The organism is Thermocladium sp. ECH_B (genome assembly GCA_001516585.1).
Lineage (GTDB): Archaea > Thermoproteota > Thermoprotei > Thermoproteales > Thermocladiaceae > Thermocladium.
Genome location: LOBW01000038.1, coordinates 1 through 16958 on the forward strand (window position 1 = coordinate 1; position 16958 = coordinate 16958).

The window sequence follows — 16958 nt, forward strand, 5'->3', positions numbered from 1 at the left end:
GTTCCAGTAATTCGAGAATATGATTCACTACGAGGCGGGGGACCTCATCCCTATTGCTTATGCTTAGCCTAATCAACTTGTGATTCATTGCCTTGCCGGTGATGAGGCCCAGCAATCGTTCATGAACCGTTAATACAGATATCCTTTCATTAATGCCGTTCTCCACCGCAGCGATGAAGCCTGGATGAAGGTTCTCCATGGGCCCCACCTCATCAATTACGACGACATTCCCATCCCCGCTCAGCAATTTAATGCCCCAATCCACAACGCTCAGATCAACGAAGTACTTACCGAACTTGACGCCGGTCCCATTCACGCCAGCCATTCTCCGCCTCTCCCCGGTCGCCGCATTAACCATAATGAAGCCCACCCTGCTTCCCCCCTTCCTCTCCTCCTCTGTATAGAAGCCAGCCACGCTCACTCCATTGTTCCGAAGCTGAGCCACGACAGCCTTAATTGCCGTTGTCTTCCCAATGCCCGGGGGACCCGTTAGGATAACGCCCACGTTAATTCACTTGCTTAGCCGCCAGCATTGCGCTCACTTCCTCTACGTCCTTCACTGTATCTATAGATCTCCAAAATGCGTTTTCATATATGACGGCCCTTATCCGTCCCTCCCTCGCTAGCTTAGGGAACACTCCCTTCTCGATGTCTCCCTTATCCGCCATCATGTTCACCACTTCCCTCCTCATCACGTAGACGCCGGCGTTAATCATGTACTCCAGTAGGGGCTTCTCCTTGAAGCTGCGCACGTAGCCTTCATTATCGATCTCCACTATTCCGTAGGGGCTCCTCATGGGGACCAGCGCAATGGTTGCTAGGCTGTTTCCCATGTTCCTCACCAAGTTATTCACGTCTATATCCGTGATAACGTCCCCATTAGTGACCACGAATAGGTCCGTATCTATGTACCTAGCCGCGTTCTTTATGGCTCCCTCAGTGCCGAGGGGCTCCTCCTCCACGCTATAGAACAACCTAACCCCATACTTAGACCCATCCCCCAACCTCTCGAATACCTTGGTCCTCAAGTGACCAACGGCCAACACTATATCAGTGATTCCCTGGCTCTTCAGCCACTCTATTTGCCTAACTAGAATCGGTTTCCCCCCGATATCCACGAGGGGCTTCGGCTGATCAATGGTCAAGGGCATTAATCGCTTCCCGAAGCCCCCAGCAAGTATTATTGCCTTCATACATTTAATTCATGCCTCACCCTCATTAAAGCTTTTCCATTATTGAACACAAAAAGCTTTTAATCCATTAGCGCATGGGAAGGTTATGGGCGGCAAGCAAAAGACATCCATATTCATGAATACGGAGGGAGAGGAGAAGCGGGCGGAGAAGGAGAATAAGGAGCAAAAATGAAGCAATGAGAATAGCGATTCCCCACTCCGTCCTCGAGGAGTCAACGGATGAGCGGGAGGCGGTCAGGAAAATAGGGTACTTGGGGAGGGCCGCCGCCATATTCAGGGCAACCCACATCTATATATACACCCATAAATCCACGGTACCAGCATCACAGGCCCGCCTCTTGAGGAAGTACCTGGAGTACATGGTGACTCCCCCATACTTACGCAAGGACTTGTTTCCATTGGAGACCGGACTGCGGTTGGCTGGATTACTTCCGCCGCTTCGCTTGCCAATATTCTCAGCAAGGCCGCGTCCCGGCGCGGTATTGATGGGCCTCGTCGTGAAGTGGGAGGGCTATGCCTCAATACTTAAGGTGGGCAACGACGTGTATGCCAAGGTGCCTAAGCCTCACCCCATTAGGTCCCGCTTATTGGTTCAACTTGAGAATGAGGTGGGCGATAATGTGTTCAGGGCCCACGTGGTCCCATTTGAGAGATCCTCCATATACCCCGGCTTCTCGGTGGAGGTATTGACATTAAGGGAACTAGTGAAGAGGAGGCCCCTCGTATTGACGGGGAAGGAGGGGCAACCCATTGGGGGCGCCGTGGATGAATTAGTGGAATTAATTAAGAGGGACCCAGTGATAGTGTTTGGGTCTCCTCGGCATGGAGTTGATGAGATAATGTCCTCGGAGGGCCTCGGCCTCAGCGATCCATTCATTAACTTCATTCCCAGGCAAGGCGTCGAAACCGTGAGGACCGAGGAGGCCATGTTAGCCGTCCTCTCAATAATCAATCTATTAAGTAATTATGATGGCATCAACGCCTCGCTAGGCTCTTCCCCACCAGGAAAGCATTGATGTTTAGGTCAGGCATCCTCATTGTATCCCTTATTGCTTGAATCATTGCTTCCTCATCTATTAACTTGGATAGTCCCAACTCATGCGCTGCCCCCAGTAGAATCATGTTCTCCACTATTGGGTTCCCAAGCTTCATCGCGGCATCGAATGCATTAACTACGCTTAATGACTTGAATCGCCTCAATTTATCCAATAACTCATCGGTCCTGGGCAGCTTAAGCCTAGGCGTTGGTGGCCTAATTAGCCTATTATTGACTATCAGCGTCGTTTCATCCCTCATATAGGGAACGGCCCTGAATGCCTCCAGTAATTCGAAGGCAATCACCATATCGGCTCCCCCCATGGGTATTAGGGGCGAATTAACGTCTCCTAACCTGACGTGAACATCAACTGACCCCCCTCTCTGGCTGAGTCCATGGGTCTCCGACGTCAATGCCTTAATTCCCCTAATGGTGGCCGCTGCCCCAATTACGTTGGAGACGGTCACGAGTCCCTGCCCGCCAACGCCTATCATGTATATATTCATCCTCATAATGCCTCACCCCACTTCTTAAGCCAGCTTGGGTCCCCCTTGGGCTTTATGGCATCATATGGGCACACCTGTGCGCAAACGCTGCATCCGCTGCACATGCTGGGATCTATCCATGCTTTTCCATCATCCTTGGGTTGAATTGCTGGGCAAGCGATCATGTTGTAGCATATGCCGCATGCCTTGCATGCCTCATCATTCACGTAATATAGGAGGGGCTTTGCTCCCTCCCTCTTCAATTCCTTAACGGCCTCCAGTGCGCATGCCCTCCTAGCCACCACCACGGAGACTTCTCCCCTCTTCACGTCATCAATGGCCCTCCTCATTGTGGCGATCGCCTCCTTGATGTTGAATGGATCAATGGAGTACACATTCCTCACGCCCAAGCCCCTTGCAGTGTCCTCTATTGGTATTGAGTGGGTGGGGTTGGGTTGGCCGCCCGTCATAGCGGTAGTCCTATTATCTAGGACAAGGAGTAGGAGGGGTGTCCTATTATAAACAGCATTGGCCAGCGCGGGTAGACCTGAATGGAAGTAAGTGGAGTCCCCTATCACCGACACCACGAATGATTTCTCCCCGTTCCCCCTGTATATGCCCATGCCGACTCCAAGGGAACTACCCATATCGGTCAATACATCCTCCTCATCAAAGGGAAGATTTATGCCTAGACTATAGCACCCAATATCGCCGCTGAAGAGCGGTTTCGCTCTGGCAGTGTTGGATGCCAGCTTCAAGGCGTAAAACGATGCTGCATGCGGACAACCTGGGCAAAACACCGGCGGTCTCTGTGGCGCTTCATACCCCATCTCTACCCGTGGTCTCCTCGGGGGCTGTATGCCTAGGGCCCCCGCTATTACCGCATTAACCTTATCAATTGTGAGTTCCCCCGCGGGAGATATGAAGCTTGACTTGCCGAGGATGGGTAACCTAATTCCCTCATCGAATAACGCAGCCTTTAGCTGAGTCTCGATAACGGGATCGCCCTCCTCAATCACCACGATCTTCTTTGCCCCAGTGGCTAAGTCAAGCAGCTTCCTGCGTTGGATTGGAACGGAGGCGCTGAGGTTTATCACCGTGGGATTAACTTCCAATTCATTTATTGAGTCCAGCACGTATGTGAATGCGGATCCACTCGTCACTATTAGCAAGTCATCCCCGCTTCGAATAGTCACGGGCAGCTCCTCCACTGCCTCCCCTATCTTCATCCACCTATCCAACAATTCATTCCTCAATTTACGCGCATTGCTTGGGATCAAGGCGAATCTCTTCTGCCTCCTATCGATGCCGCCTCCAAATATTGGGGATGCATTGCTGCACGCCTCCACTGCTTCCCTGGTGTGAGATACTCTCGTGACTGTCCTAAAGAGGATGGGGTGCTTCATTCGTGAGCTGAATTCCATGGATATCTTAGCCAAGTCCTTGGCGTTGGCCGGGTCATACGGCTCCAGGACAGGTATGTATGCATGGATGCCGACCCACCTATTGTCCTGCTCATTCTGGCTGGACCACATGCCCGGATCATCCGCTGTGACTATCACTAGGCCGCCCTCCACCCCCGTGTATGCGCTTGACATTAGGGGATCCATGGCTACATTTAGCCCCACATGCTTCATGGTGGCTATCGCCCTGGCCCCAGTCATGGCTGCACCATACGCGCCCTCCAGCGCTACCTTCTCATTGCTGGACCACTCGGCGTATATTCCGTATTTCTTTCCCTCCTCCATGATGTACTCCATTATCTCGCTGCTGGGGGTGCCTGGGTAACCCATGGCTACGGCTAGGCCTGCCTCAATGAATCCTTGGGCGATGGCGTGGTTGCCGAGCATGAACCTCCTTATGCAGTTCATGGGGCGTCTTGGTTTTTGTGTGTTTATATATATTTTCCCCTATATATAATACATATAATACCCAAAAACAAAAACTGTGATTATATTAAGCCACGCGCCCAGCCAGTAATAGGGGCATGCAATATAAGCTATCCAAGACTGAAATGATGGTTGGAGAAATGTATTTCAAGCAGGGAATGAAGCCGAGGGACATAGCGGATAAGCTCGGCATCTCCGTTAACACGGTTTATAAAGCCATCTCCAAGTATAAAGCCGTATATGGAGACAAATGGGTGGAGGAAGAAGAGGAGCCATCTCCCCCCGCCCCATCCACTGTTAACGAGCCGATAAGCGATAAGCCTCCCCTCACGATAACATTCACGGTAACCACTCAATACTCTCCATCCCCACAAGTAATACAGGAGAAATGTGATGATCAATTACAAGTAGAGCTCCTCCTCAAAATGGCCGCATCAATAAACGAATTATTTCTGAAGATCAATGAATTATCCAGGAAAATAGAGCAAATAATGCAGCAACCAATAAGGAAGGAGCAAGAATCGATAAGCAACACGGTAGGCGAGGGCGCCCCTGAATTCATAAGGGATAACGTGTGGATAGACGTAATACGATCAAGCACTCGCATTAATCATCATATGGCTGGCCTAATGGGGATAAGGCATTAAATGCCTGCCTAAATGGAGTCGCCATGTCATTAGTGCTCGTCAATTGCAGCAAGTCAAAGGCAATCAATCCACTTAAGTTACCGGAAATAATGAGAGGCATCATCGATGTGCCGAGCGATGACATAGATAAGGAGGAGCATTACAGGTCCATGCTGAGCCAATACTTAACCAGGGCAGAACAACTTTACAGGGGACCCGAATTCACGGCATATAAATCGCTCGCTAATAGGTACGGGGCTAGCCTCCTAATTCTATCGGCTCGCTATGGATTAATAAGGGGAAGCAGGGAGATCCTTCCCTACGATGCGACGCTTGCAGGCAAGGGACGGGATTATATCGAGGAAACAGTGAATAAGTGGATCGCGTACGGCAATTACGACGCGGAAATGCTGAGGATGAGGTGGCGATGCGCTGTCATTAGGCTTAGCCGCAATTACCTATTATCGCTGCGACTCATCGGGGAAAGATTGGGCTTTAACCCGTGCACGGTGGGGGAGAGGACCATAATGATAGGCTCCAAAACCGAATTGGATTCATTGGGTGGGGAATGCTTTAAGGTCTATATAAAAGGCAATGGGGAAGCACGTAAAGTGGCTCGCCTAATAGACATTAATGAGTGCTCCCTGCAGTCCCCTCCATCTTAAGGCATTTTAATTATAATTTATTTCTATTCTTAGTAAGGGATTAATTATTGAAGAGGTACTATGCCTAATTCCTTGGCTCTGCTTGGGGTAGTATAGATCTCTATCCTGTGTCCCTTTGAGACGAGCGTGATTACTCCCTTGGAGTGAAGCGTTCTCAGGACTTGTATTGCTTGATTCATTTTTATTCCGTATTTTGATGATAATAGGTATGGAGTGGCGTACTCCATTTTAGTTATTTCCTTCTCTATTTGATTCATTAATTCAACTGTTAAGTCGCCAACGGGCTTAACTGCCTCCTCCTTTTTTCCCTTGCCTTTCTCGGGCTTCTTTTGCGCAGCTGCCTCCTTTCCCTTTTCCTGTTGTTTTTTAGCCATTTGGGACAGCGTTGGCTTCTTTTTTCCACCCATGCTTTTAGCCGAGGAGTTGGTGATTAAATATTTTTCCCATTGGTATGCGCAACCTGATGGTTGGTCGCGTATTCCATTTTTTAATGTTTTTAAACAAAACGCTTTTAAAGTTTTTTAAATTCGCTTAAAAAGTAGTTATGCCAAAGGAACCAAGCTATAGGATAGAGAACATAGTTGCGACGGTTAACTTAGGGGTTGATCTTAACTTAGAGATGCTTGCCGAGAAGCTCCCCGCCGCCGAGTACAATCCGGAGCAGTTTCCCGGCCTCATATTGAGGCTGCAAAAGCCCAAGATATCGGCATTGATATTCAGGACCGGCAACATGGTTTGCACGGGAGCCAAGAGCGAGGAGGAGTTGAAGAGAGCCATTAAGAGCCTCATCAAGATACTTAACGAGTATGGGGCCGAGATACCCATGAACCCGGATATACAGGTACAGAACATAGTTGCCTCAGGCAACCTACATGCAGAGGTTGATATAGAGAGATCAGCCCTCATGCTGGAGAACTCCATGTATGAGCCGGAGCAGTTTCCCGGCCTCATATATAGGATGGGGGATCCAAAGGTAGTTCTACTCATATTTAGCTCCGGTAAGATAGTGTGCACCGGCGCCAAGAGGGATCTACAGGTCAAGGAAGCCATAGTTAAGCTATATGATAAGTTAAAGGACGTGGGCGCCCTCTATGAGCTAAGCGAGGAGACGGGTGAAGCTGAGGAATTATGATATGTGCATTAAAGGCGCGAGTCTCCTCCTCCGGGATGATGTGCGGGAGCCCATTGATTCCTTCATAATGGTAGGGCCAATTAGGTTCAATGATTTATTCTCGGTTATAGATAAGGAGTGGAATATGTTAATTCAATTAAGCGATATTTCCCAGCTTAACCCGCGACTAATGAAGCGGCTCAAGTCCAAAATGCTTGTGCTAAAGCTAAATCGAATTTCGTGGTTAGACATGTATTTCGTGGCCCACATGATTAAATCATTACGGGAATCCCAAGCAATGCTGGGCCTCGACTTCACGCAGTACCTGCAATTATCATCAATGCCCCTCCTAGAGGAGATTCCCATATTCTTAATGCCAAGCGATGATGGGATCGATATCATTCCGCGGATCAAGAATGTCAGGTGGGGCCTCCTCATCACGCGGCGGCACTTGGCTCGCCTCGATAAGGTATATAGGTTCCTCCTCAGCATGGAACCGCGGTACTTGGTTTTCGACGATGACTCGATGAGGACTAACTTCATTAATATACAGAAGGCATTCTGCAATGGCTACTCCCTGAATTGCGAATATAATTGCCTAGATCCAGTGGAGTGCCTAATAAAGTGCCCAACAGTGGATGCCGAGAAGCAAATAGAGCCTGCCTAATTTTGAGGGAAAACATTAATAAGCAATATATTCCCCTCATCTTGTGGACATGAATGATATTTACGACGCAGCTTTGAGAAGCGCATTGATGAATGCGGTGAAGTTCGGCGGATCCGCTGACGTGAAGGCCGTAATGACGAGGATCCTAACGGAGAGGCCGGACTTAAGGCAACGCGCAAAGGAGGTCAAGGCAATAGTTGAGGAGGTGGTGGCTAAAGTGAACTCAATGAAGCCCGAGGAGCAGAAGCAACTGCTTGAGGAGAGGTGGCCTGATGCATTAATGCCGGAGAAGAGGCACGTGGAGGAGAAGAAGGGAATAGAGACGCTGCCCCCCCTCCCCGGCGCAGATAAGTATCAATTAATAAAGCTGAGGTTCGCCCCTAATCCCGACTTCGTGCTTCACTTGGGCAGCGCGAGGCCGGCCATAATTAACTATGCATATAAGGTTAAGTACGGCGATAAGGCTCGCTTCGTGCTTAGGTTTGAGGACACGGATCCCAGAACCAAGAGACCCATGAAGGAGGCCTACACGGCTATAAAGGATGACCTAAAGTGGTTGGGGATTAAGTGGGATGAGGAGTACGTGCAGTCCCAACGAATGGAGGTGTACTACGACCACGTGAGGCGAGCCGTTTCAATGGGTAAGGCATATGTGGTCGCAAAGGGAACGCAGTGCGACCCGGATCAATGGAAATCATTAAAGGCGCAGGGCAAGCCGTGCGCTAATAGGGAGGCCGACCCAGCCCTGAACTCCGAATTACTTGACCAAATGTTTCAGGGAGTATTTGGGGAAGGGGAGGCCGTGGTGGCAATTAAGACGGATTTATCGAGTCCCGACCCATCGTTAAGGGATTGGATTGCCCTGAGGATAATTGATACGCATAAGTCGCCTCACCCACTCGTTGGGGATAAGTACATTCTGTGGCCAACCTATAACTTCGCCGTGGCCATTGATGATCACTTGCTCGGCATAACCCACATACTTAGGGCCCAGGAGCATAGGGTTAACACGGTTAAGCAGAGCTACGTCTATAAGGCATTTAATTGGGAGATGGGGGAGACCATACACTTCGGCAGATTACATATAGAGGGTGCCTCCCTCAGCAAATCGATCCTGAAGAAGTATGATTTGCCATTCAACGACATCACTCTTCCAACATTGGCTGGGCTAAGGGAGCGTGGCATACAGCCAGAGGCGATTTGGGAAGTGATTCTCTCCGTGGGGATAAAGGAGAATGATGCTACCATATCCATGGATAACCTCTTCGCCGCGAATAGGAGAATCCTAGAGCCCCGCGCCAATAGATTCATGTTCGTCAAGGACCCCGTTCCCCTCGAGATAAGGACGGAGTCGCCGCTTAAGGCCCGCATCCAGTATCATCCAAGTCATCCAGAAAGGGGATTCAGGACAATAGAGTTATCCCCAATTAATGGCTTGGTAACGGTATATGTTTCAAGAAGCGATTTATCCTCGATGCTCCCCGGCTCCGTGATTAGGTTAATGGATTTAGCCAACGTTAAGATCCTCCTAGAGAATGGCCAATACAGGGGAGAGATACAGAGCCTCGGCGTTGAGGATGCAAAGAAGCATGGCTACAAGATAATTCAATGGGTGCCTCCATCCTCGGTTCCTACTAGGGTGATAGTGCCGAGCGGCGTGGGCAAGAGGGATACCCATGAGGGCCAAAGCGAGCCGGCCGCAGCGTCGGAGNTAGGGGTGGGCGACGTGGTTCAATTGGTTAGGTATGGCTTCGTCAAGTTAAGCAGCAAGACCGCGGATGGCCTTGAGTTCATCTATATACATGGGTGAATATGGTTGAGGATTTGGTTCGACGCATTAACGGCTAAGCAGGCCCGCATAGCATCAATTCTTTACCTGGAGGGCCAGCGTCAGGGAATAGATGTGGAAGTGACGTGTAGAGGTTATGACTATGTGGAGAACATTTTCAAGCTGTATGGGGTTCCCCATAAGTGCGTGGGCCTCCATGGATCTGACCCACTCGATAAGTTGAGGAAAGGCTTTGAGCGATCCCTCCTCCTACTGAATGAGTTAGGGGACTTCGATGTTCATGTATCCCTCACATCCCCTGACGCGTTTAGGATAGCTTTTGGACTTAATAAACCCATAATAGCAATAACGGATACTCTTCACTCATTCTTCGTGAATAAATTAACGCTGCCGCTTGCTTCACTGATAATACTACCCAACGCGTTGCCGCATAATGATGTGTTGAAGTATGTTCCATGTGATGAACGCAGCTCCCTGCGATGGTTTAATGGCTTATTCGAGGTCATGTGGATAAATAGGTTCACTCCCAACCTAGATGAAATAAAGAAGCTTAACCTGGAGCCCGATAATTACGCCGTGTTCAGGTTCGAGGAGAGCTTGGCCTCGTATTATAGTTATGGGGATAAGNTGGACATCGGTATTAAGGCAATAGAGGAATTAGTGAGGAGGGGATTCAGGGTAATAGCGTTCCCCAGGTACCCGCATCAAGCCGAGGCAATTAGGTCTAGATTTGGTGATGCAATAATAATACCGGAGACGCCGCTGGATGGACTCAATTTAGCGTATCACGCTGCGTTAGTGATCACGGGGGGCTCAACATTCTCAACGGAGGCCGCATTGCTGGGGACGCCCTCGATCTCCTACTTCCCATCCACTTACTACATTGATGATTACTTAATAAAGCAAGGATTCCCCCTCTATAGGTGCAAGCCAAGCGAATTAATTAATTGCTTATCCAGCATTGACTTAACTAAGAGGAGGCAAGCCATAACTGGCCTAGTGGATCCAACCAGTATAATACTGGAGTCGGCTAGATCCTTTTCGCATTCCTAATGCTGAGGTCTCCTCCCTTAACTACGTATATGGGCTTTGATTCATCCATGGATTTAAGCACGCCGATCGCGAACTCCAACTCCATTAAGTCGATCTCGGTCTCCAGCGTGCTTCTCCGCATCTTGAGGAGGGAGACCCTATCAAGCCCATACTTGCCCTCCGTATCCTTAATTACCCTCTCAAAGTTCTCGCGTCTATATACTCCATAATCCGAGTAGCAGGGCGTGTGGCCTAGCCCCAGCGCTGGGGCCAGCTTAGTGAGGTATATGCATGTGCCTGGGTCCCTCCCCGCTGGGCACCTATTCTCGCAGAATGACATTGAGTACCTGATTAGCTTTTCAAGTATGCTAATTGGAAGAACCACGTACTCCTCATCTGGATCCAATGCATTCACCGTGGAATTAATGAGGAGCATCCAAATAAACGTTTTTCCGGTTTTTCCACTATTACTCTATTTCTATTGATATAGCGGTTCCACCGCCGGTGCCGTGGCATAACGCGGCTAACCCCCTTCGTCCCCCGACTTGATGTAGGGCAGTTATTAGCGTGGTCACTATTCTCGCGCCGCTGGCCCCTAATGGGTGGCCCAGCGCTATTGCTCCCCCGAATATATCCATTTTCTCAAATGGTACGCCAAGCACCTTATTGATCAGCACGTTGACCACGGCGAATGCTTCATTGATTTCGAATGCGTCGTAATCAGCTATCTTGGTCCTCGTTTTCTCAAGCAGCTTATTTATGGCGTAGATAGGTGCCTCGGGGAATCTCCAGGGCTCTAACATTGCCCAACTATATCCAGCTATCCTGGCTATTGGCTTTAACCCCAGCTCCCTCGCCTTGGTCCTCGTCGTTAATACTAGTGCCGCCGCTCCATCACTTAATTGAGATGAGTTACCGGCAGTGTGGAGGCCATCGGATCCGAATGCTGGTTTAAGGCTCCTCAACTTATCTAGGCTGGTGTCGGGCCTTATTCCCTCATCCCGCTCAAGCACTACCCTGGAGCTGCCTATCTTGGCGTCAAAGGGCTCAACCTCCTTGAATAGTCCCTCGTTCACTGCCTTAACTGCCCTCGTGTGGCTTAAGTATGCGTACTCATCGAGTTCCTCCCGCGGGACTTCGTGCTTCTTAGCCACGGCATCCGCTTCCTGCCCCATTATCATGCCATTAGTTGGGTCGAGGAGGCCATCGTTTATCATGAGGTCCATGAACTCCATTTTCCTGTTTATTAAGTGCTTCACTCCCCACCTGTACTCGCTGCTTATGGCGAGGGGTTGGGTGCTCATGGAATCGACGCCGCCGGCCACCATTATTGATGCATCCCCTACCTTGAGTTCCCTATAGGCCTCGAATATTGCCTGCATGCCGGATGAGCATACCCTATTCACGGTGTATGCCCCCACTTCCTTTGGGAGACCCGCTAGGAGAGCGGCGTAGCGCGATAAGTTTTGCCCCATTCCCCCCTGTAGCGTGGAGCCCATAACGACTTCATCCACTAGCTTGGGCTCTATATTGCCGCGATTAAGGGCGGCCCTTATTGCCTCCGCCGCTAGATGGGGTGAACGGACATCCTTTAATGAGCCCCCGAATCTACCTATGGGAGTCCTCGCATAGCTCACTATCACCACATCGTCATCATTAACCATAATTAATCGCAGTCATTTATAGCTTAAAAATCTTAGCATCGCATTTTACTGCGACTGTTACAACAAATTTTAGTAATTATAGTATATGCGAGTAAATATAAGATACATAATTGAAATGAGGATGACCAAGGCGTTGCCCCTTAATATGGGGAACGCCATCAACGCCCATGCAAATGCCTACCCAGCCATGAATTGCGAGGTTCATAGTTTCATTTATAAAGGGCATGGGCCCAATCATTTCTTGCCCAATGCACTGAAATTTTTGCCTGTTAAGTATATTAATCTAGCCACATGGCTATTTATTAATGAGGCTAATAGCGGTAAAGAGAGCCGCCTTATCAATAGTGGTTACTTTAGCCGCAGCCTTGCCATTGATATTCTACTCATTGCTTCAGCACCAATGGATAGGCATAGTGGGAGTGATTGGGGCCCTGGTCCTCGCCGCAATGGGTAGGACGGGATCCTCCTCATCACTGCTCTTGCTCTCATCACTAGCGGTTATCTTGTTAAGCTTATGGGGTTATATCTATGTTAATCCAGGCGGGACAGCGCTCCTTCTTTTTCCCCTAGTTATACCTATAGCCATCATCGGTCTCCACATGAGGCTTTTATCCTCCTCATTCTCCAGGGGCGTGAGTCCATCCTTTGCAGCCTCTTCACTTGCATCCATGTTCCTCCCGCCTCCATGGCCCATCTTCGGCTTCGCTTGGGCTCTTGGAGGGGGAATAACATCAGAGTTTGAGGCCTTCTCCTCCCCTTGGCTCCCCACGGCGGCTTACTCCGTGGCATACCTAGTTGAATTAATGCTGAATGGCTTATCGCCTGGATCCAGCATACCGTTGAGGCCCCTCTCCTTTTACTCATCCTTCATCGCGCACATCAATCAATACGCCAACCCATTTACGGCCTCAATACTAATCGCGGCGGTGGCGCTCTATGTGGCGGCCCCCCTCCTCTCCATGAAGCGTAGATACCTTATTCCCCTCTCCTCCACAGTCGCCGCCGCATCAATCTCGATATTGATGAACATGGCCGTAATGAATGCCATCGATCCATCACTGCAGCAATTATTGCCTCAATTATATCCGTTTCTGGCAATATTGGCCGCATCATCAATGCTTGGAGTAATCGGCGCCGTCTACGTAATGGATCCAGACGTAGCGTCAATGCTTTACAGCAATATCGCGGAATTACCTGACACCGAGACTTTGAGGCAGCTCTATGAGGAGAACTGGGAGGGATTAATAGGCATGGATAAAATAAAGTCGGAGCTAGTGATGGCCAGCTCATCCTTCGCCGCCAGACACGGAGTGCGGCCGATTCATGGCATTCTATTATATGGCCCAAGCGGGACAGGTAAGACAGCCCTTGGATTAGGTTTCGCTGCATGGCTTGGCTTGAGGGGGTTCCACGTCATAATAGTGAGGACGGGTGCATTAATGAAGGGTGGGCCATGGGCCGCCGCCTATAGGTTATACGTGACATTTAGATTAGCGCGCTCGCTTCAACCAACCGTGATCTACATTGATGAGATAGACTCCATAGGGAGAGCCAGAACAGAGAAGGATCCAGGCAGCTATAGGTTGGTGAGCGTTCTCCTACAGGAAATCGATGGCACGGTATCCAGAATGGATAAGGTAATGGTAATCGCGACCACGAATTACTTGGAGGCCCTTGATCCGGCGCTCATAAGGCCCGGCCGGCTCGGCGACCTCAAGGTCTTCGTGCAGCACCCGCCGCCTCAAGTGGTAATGGATATAATACAGGGAATAGCTGCTCACCGCGGCGTAACCATACCTCCGAATCTACTAAGCAAGGCCGCGAACATCTTGGAGACCGGGGCCGAGGCCGAGGCATTCGTTAATTGCATAGCCATAAAGCAGCTTGCTGGAGCCGATGAGGAAAGCATGGAAGCATGCCTAGCTGGAACCACCACAGGAATAACCGCATACTAAGGCCCCTCAATCATAAGCTTCACAGCCTGTCAAGCCAATGCAAAATGGCTATCCCGCTTCCCCAGCGTCAAAAACGCCACTCATAGAGAGGGGCCTTCCTACTTAATTTGTGATAAAATGAACGACAAACCTCGCTGGGCGGGGAGGAGGTCGGTAAGCAAGCCTCCTTCTTTTAGGGATGGGTGAGTTTTCAATTGTTTAAGCTATGATGGTTATGTTTTCTCGAATATCATTATGTACTCGTGGACTTTGCCCGTCAATGATTTGGGGTCATAATCTTTCCTCTTGTCCCAAATGAATATATCTCTTACCTCTAGGTTGAGTTTCTTCAGCATATTGATTAGATCGACGTGTAGTGGGAATATCACGGGTCCAGCATTAACATCCCCTATTATTATGATCATGAATCCTCCCCTCCTCAATAATTGCCGCGCCAGTGCCAGCACTTTCACTAGCTCCTCTAAGTAAGTGGAGTAGTCATTGATTCCCCCTATATCCCTCGGGTCCAGCCTACTGGTTCCCCCCAGTCCAAATACGAATGGTGGTGGGGCAGTTAATACTAGTTCCACGGTTTCCCCAGCCATATATTTATCAATGTTTCTTGCATCATCTATCACGAGCACCGGTTCGTGATCCACATCTCTCCTTAATGCATCCATTTCAAGAGTTAATGCATCGGGCAAGGAGAGTGGTTGAGGTCCCCGCATCTCCTCTACTTCGCTGAGTCTCCTAGCAGCTAAATCAATTAGTGGCTTATAGATTTCAAAGCCGATGCCCTTCCTGATGAGCATATAAGCGGATACCACAGTGGATCCAGTTCCCATGAATGGATCAAGCACTACATCGCCGACCTTGGAATACATTATAATAAGCCTATTAATCAGCTCCAGCGGAGTTATGGTGGGCACTCCAAGCCTCTTCTCATCCTTGGTCTTAGCTATATCCCACACCGATACCAACCATCGCGCCATGGTTGAGTTATCCAATGTGCTCCAACTCAATAAGTCACTACTGACTTTTCTGCTTGGCTTTATCAATTGGACAGAGTTAAGTATAACAACCATAAATTCATAGATATTACTACCTTAAAAATTTATTGTATACACCCTATATTTTACTGAAATGGAGGTTAAGGGGGCGAAAAGCCTCGCCCTTCAGGGCCGGGGATGGATAACCCCCTTATAGAAAACTTTTTTTAAGCCTAAACACCTCTCTTCAGGATGCCCTCCCCCGGTCAATTTCTTGGGAATGAGGAGCGGAGGCCGATTCCCCCCGCAATACCGGGAGGGGGCATCAAAGAAATTAAACACAATAATAAGAGAACCATTGTAATTCGCCTCCTACCAAACGGCTTCCAAGAAAGAAAGCTAAGGAGGTTAGCCGACACCTCCGCCAAGTTGTTTAACGAGATTAATTATGAGAGGAGGCAGCAATTCTTTCGTGAGGGGAGGGTTGATTTTAAGGGGACGTATGATAAGTATTATGAAAAGTATAAGAATGAGTTGGGTAGTGCTAATGCGCAGCAAGTGCTTAATAAGAATAATGAGGCGTGGAACTCGTTCTTCTCCCTCCTAAAGCTGAGGAAGGAGGAGAAACTACCGCCCCACATGAACCGCGTTTCGCCGCCAAGTTATTGGAAGGATGGGGAAACTGGAGGGAGGAAGCCCCTCCTGGTCGTGAGGGAGGATAATTATGTGGTGGATGGGCTGAATCATAAGCTAATCCTCAAGTACTTCAAGATGGAAATTAGATTCACGGGTAGATTAAGGTGGCATGGGAAACAAGGTAGGTTGGAGGTTTATTATGATGAGGTTGGAAATGCGTGGTATGCCTCCATCCCCGTGGAGGTTGGCGTCGAGGAAACGAAGAAGGGAAGGAGGAGCAAGCACGTCGTGAGGGGGGAGAGGAAGAGCATTCAAGTTAAGTCGCCGAGGGGTAATAGGGTTGTAGCTATTGATTTAGGCATTAATGTTTTAGGTAGTGTTGTTATTGATGATGGTACGTGGTTGCTCTATAAGGGGGTTAGAGTGAAGGAGGATTACTTCTACCTACAAAATAGGATAGGTGAGGTACAATCCTTATCAGACAAGGCGAAGAATATCAACGAGTATGAGGCGTATTATGAGCTTAATAGAGAGAAGAGGAGACTATTCAAGAAACTAACTAGGAGGCTTCTCCACCTGTATAGGAATTTTGCTTCTCACTTGCTCANGACGCTTCATGAATTAGGCGTCTCAACCATCTACTTGGGCTACCCCTTCAATATCGCCCAACAAANGGGNAATAAGTTCACCGTGAACTTGTGGTCTTACCGTGAGTTGATGAATATCATTGAGTTGAAGGCNCAAGAATACGGTATTCGTGTGTTTGAGGTCATTGAGTATAATACGTCCAAGTACTGTGCTTATCATGGTGTTGAGGTTGAGAGGGGGTCGAGGGGAGTAGTTAATTGCCCTAAGGGGCATAAGCTTCATAGTGACTTGAATGGTGCGTTGAATATCTTGAAGAAGGCTACCGGTATAGTGATCTCAGCGATAAAGAAGCCCCTCTCCTTTATCGTGGACCACAACAGAGTAGCGCCCATTAATGGGGCGTAACCCTCTAGACCTCGGGGAGCCCTCGCCCTCAAGGCGGGGAGGAGGTCAGTGTTCCAGTAATTCGAGAATATGATTCACTACGAGGCGGGGGACCTCATCCCTATTGCTTATGCTTAGCTTAATCAACTTGTGATTCATTGCCTTGCCAGTGATGAGGCCCAGCAATCGTTCATGAACCGTTAATACAGATATCCTTTCATTAATGCCGTTCTCCACCGCAGCAATGAAGCCTGGATGAAGGTTCTCCAT

At 49.1% G+C, this 16958-nt stretch carries 18 protein-coding genes; 9 read left to right on the plus strand and 9 right to left on the minus strand.

Going from position 1 to position 16958, the window contains the following annotated elements; genetic code table 11:
• Both AT710_05790 and AT710_05795 read right to left on the minus strand, forming a co-directional pair.
• A partial coding sequence (locus AT710_05790) for a hypothetical protein (GenBank protein KUO91731.1) occupies window positions 1-505 on the minus strand: 505 nt, incomplete at its 3' end.
• Between the two features lies 1 nt (window position 506).
• Window positions 507-1193: a nucleotidyltransferase gene (locus AT710_05795; protein KUO91732.1), complete on the minus strand. Its 687-nt coding sequence runs from the start codon at window positions 1191-1193 to the stop codon at window positions 507-509.
• Between the two features lie 176 nt (window positions 1194-1369).
• On the opposite strand from AT710_05795, the gene AT710_05800 reads away from it, so the two are divergent.
• Window positions 1370-2209, plus strand: a complete 840-nt coding sequence (locus AT710_05800) for a hypothetical protein (GenBank protein KUO91733.1) — start codon at window positions 1370-1372, stop codon at window positions 2207-2209.
• Here AT710_05800 and AT710_05805 read toward each other — a convergent pair.
• Together AT710_05805 and AT710_05810 are read right to left on the minus strand one after the other, a co-directional pair.
• A complete protein-coding gene (locus AT710_05805; GenBank protein ID KUO91734.1) occupies window positions 2169-2741 on the minus strand; it encodes an indolepyruvate ferredoxin oxidoreductase in 573 nt (190 codons plus the stop codon). The two genes, AT710_05800 and AT710_05805, sit on opposite strands and share 41 nt — an antisense overlap.
• Window positions 2738-4585, minus strand: a complete 1848-nt coding sequence (locus AT710_05810; protein KUO91735.1) for an indolepyruvate ferredoxin oxidoreductase subunit alpha — start codon at window positions 4583-4585, stop codon at window positions 2738-2740. The genes AT710_05805 and AT710_05810 overlap by 4 nt, the downstream gene beginning before the upstream one ends.
• A 116-nt stretch (window positions 4586-4701) precedes the next feature.
• Here AT710_05810 and AT710_05815 point away from each other — a divergent pair, with 116 nt between their 5' ends.
• Together AT710_05815 and AT710_05820 are read left to right on the plus strand one after the other, a co-directional pair.
• Window positions 4702-5250 carry a hypothetical protein gene (locus AT710_05815; GenBank protein ID KUO91736.1) on the plus strand — a complete coding sequence of 183 codons (549 nt, stop codon included), beginning with the start codon at window positions 4702-4704 and terminating at the stop codon, window positions 5248-5250.
• Between the two features lie 23 nt (window positions 5251-5273).
• Window positions 5274-5894 carry a hypothetical protein gene (locus tag AT710_05820; GenBank protein KUO91737.1) on the plus strand — a complete coding sequence of 207 codons (621 nt, stop codon included), beginning with the start codon at window positions 5274-5276 and terminating at the stop codon, window positions 5892-5894.
• Window positions 5895-5938: 44 nt separating this feature from the next.
• Here the strand turns inward: AT710_05820 and AT710_05825 are convergent, their stop codons facing one another.
• Entirely contained in the window at window positions 5939-6301 is a 363-nt protein-coding gene (locus AT710_05825) for a hypothetical protein (protein KUO91738.1), read from the minus strand.
• A gap of 137 nt (window positions 6302-6438) precedes the next feature.
• Between AT710_05825 and AT710_05830 the strand changes: the two genes are divergently transcribed.
• The 4 genes from AT710_05830 (at window position 6439) to AT710_05845 (ending at window position 10514) form a co-directional block, all read left to right on the plus strand.
• Window positions 6439-7026, plus strand: a complete 588-nt coding sequence (locus AT710_05830) for a TATA-box-binding protein (protein ID KUO91739.1) — start codon at window positions 6439-6441, stop codon at window positions 7024-7026.
• 40 nt (window positions 7027-7066) lie between these two features.
• Window positions 7067-7672: a hypothetical protein gene (locus AT710_05835; protein ID KUO91740.1), complete on the plus strand. Its 606-nt coding sequence runs from the start codon at window positions 7067-7069 to the stop codon at window positions 7670-7672.
• A gap of 49 nt (window positions 7673-7721) precedes the next feature.
• Window positions 7722-9482: a glutamate--tRNA ligase gene (locus tag AT710_05840; GenBank protein ID KUO91748.1), complete on the plus strand. Its 1761-nt coding sequence runs from the start codon at window positions 7722-7724 to the stop codon at window positions 9480-9482.
• Window positions 9483-10514 carry a hypothetical protein gene (locus AT710_05845; GenBank protein KUO91741.1) on the plus strand — a complete coding sequence of 344 codons (1032 nt, stop codon included), beginning with the start codon at window positions 9483-9485 and terminating at the stop codon, window positions 10512-10514.
• Here AT710_05845 and AT710_05850 read toward each other — a convergent pair.
• Both AT710_05850 and AT710_05855 read right to left on the minus strand, forming a co-directional pair.
• Entirely contained in the window at window positions 10492-10929 is a 438-nt protein-coding gene (locus AT710_05850; protein ID KUO91742.1) for a hypothetical protein, read from the minus strand. The genes AT710_05845 and AT710_05850 overlap by 23 nt on opposite strands.
• A gap of 31 nt (window positions 10930-10960) precedes the next feature.
• A complete protein-coding gene (locus AT710_05855) occupies window positions 10961-12157 on the minus strand; it encodes an acetyl-CoA acetyltransferase (protein KUO91743.1) in 1197 nt (398 codons plus the stop codon).
• Between the two features lie 305 nt (window positions 12158-12462).
• On the opposite strand from AT710_05855, the gene AT710_05860 reads away from it, so the two are divergent.
• The gene (locus AT710_05860) at window positions 12463-14112 is read left to right on the plus strand and encodes a hypothetical protein (protein KUO91744.1); all 1650 of its coding nucleotides are present in this window, start codon (window positions 12463-12465) and stop codon (window positions 14110-14112) included.
• Window positions 14113-14324: 212 nt separating this feature from the next.
• On the opposite strand, the gene AT710_05865 is transcribed toward AT710_05860, so the two are convergent.
• Window positions 14325-15176, minus strand: coding sequence for a hypothetical protein (locus AT710_05865; protein ID KUO91745.1), 852 nt, complete (start codon window positions 15174-15176; stop codon window positions 14325-14327).
• Between the two features lie 156 nt (window positions 15177-15332).
• Between AT710_05865 and AT710_05870 the strand changes: the two genes are divergently transcribed.
• The gene (locus AT710_05870; protein KUO91746.1) at window positions 15333-16709 is read left to right on the plus strand and encodes a transposase; all 1377 of its coding nucleotides are present in this window, start codon (window positions 15333-15335) and stop codon (window positions 16707-16709) included.
• A 45-nt stretch (window positions 16710-16754) separates the two neighbouring features.
• Here AT710_05870 and AT710_05875 read toward each other — a convergent pair whose 3' ends face one another.
• The gene (locus AT710_05875) at window positions 16755-16958 is read right to left on the minus strand and encodes a hypothetical protein (protein ID KUO91747.1); all 204 of its coding nucleotides are present in this window, start codon (window positions 16956-16958) and stop codon (window positions 16755-16757) included.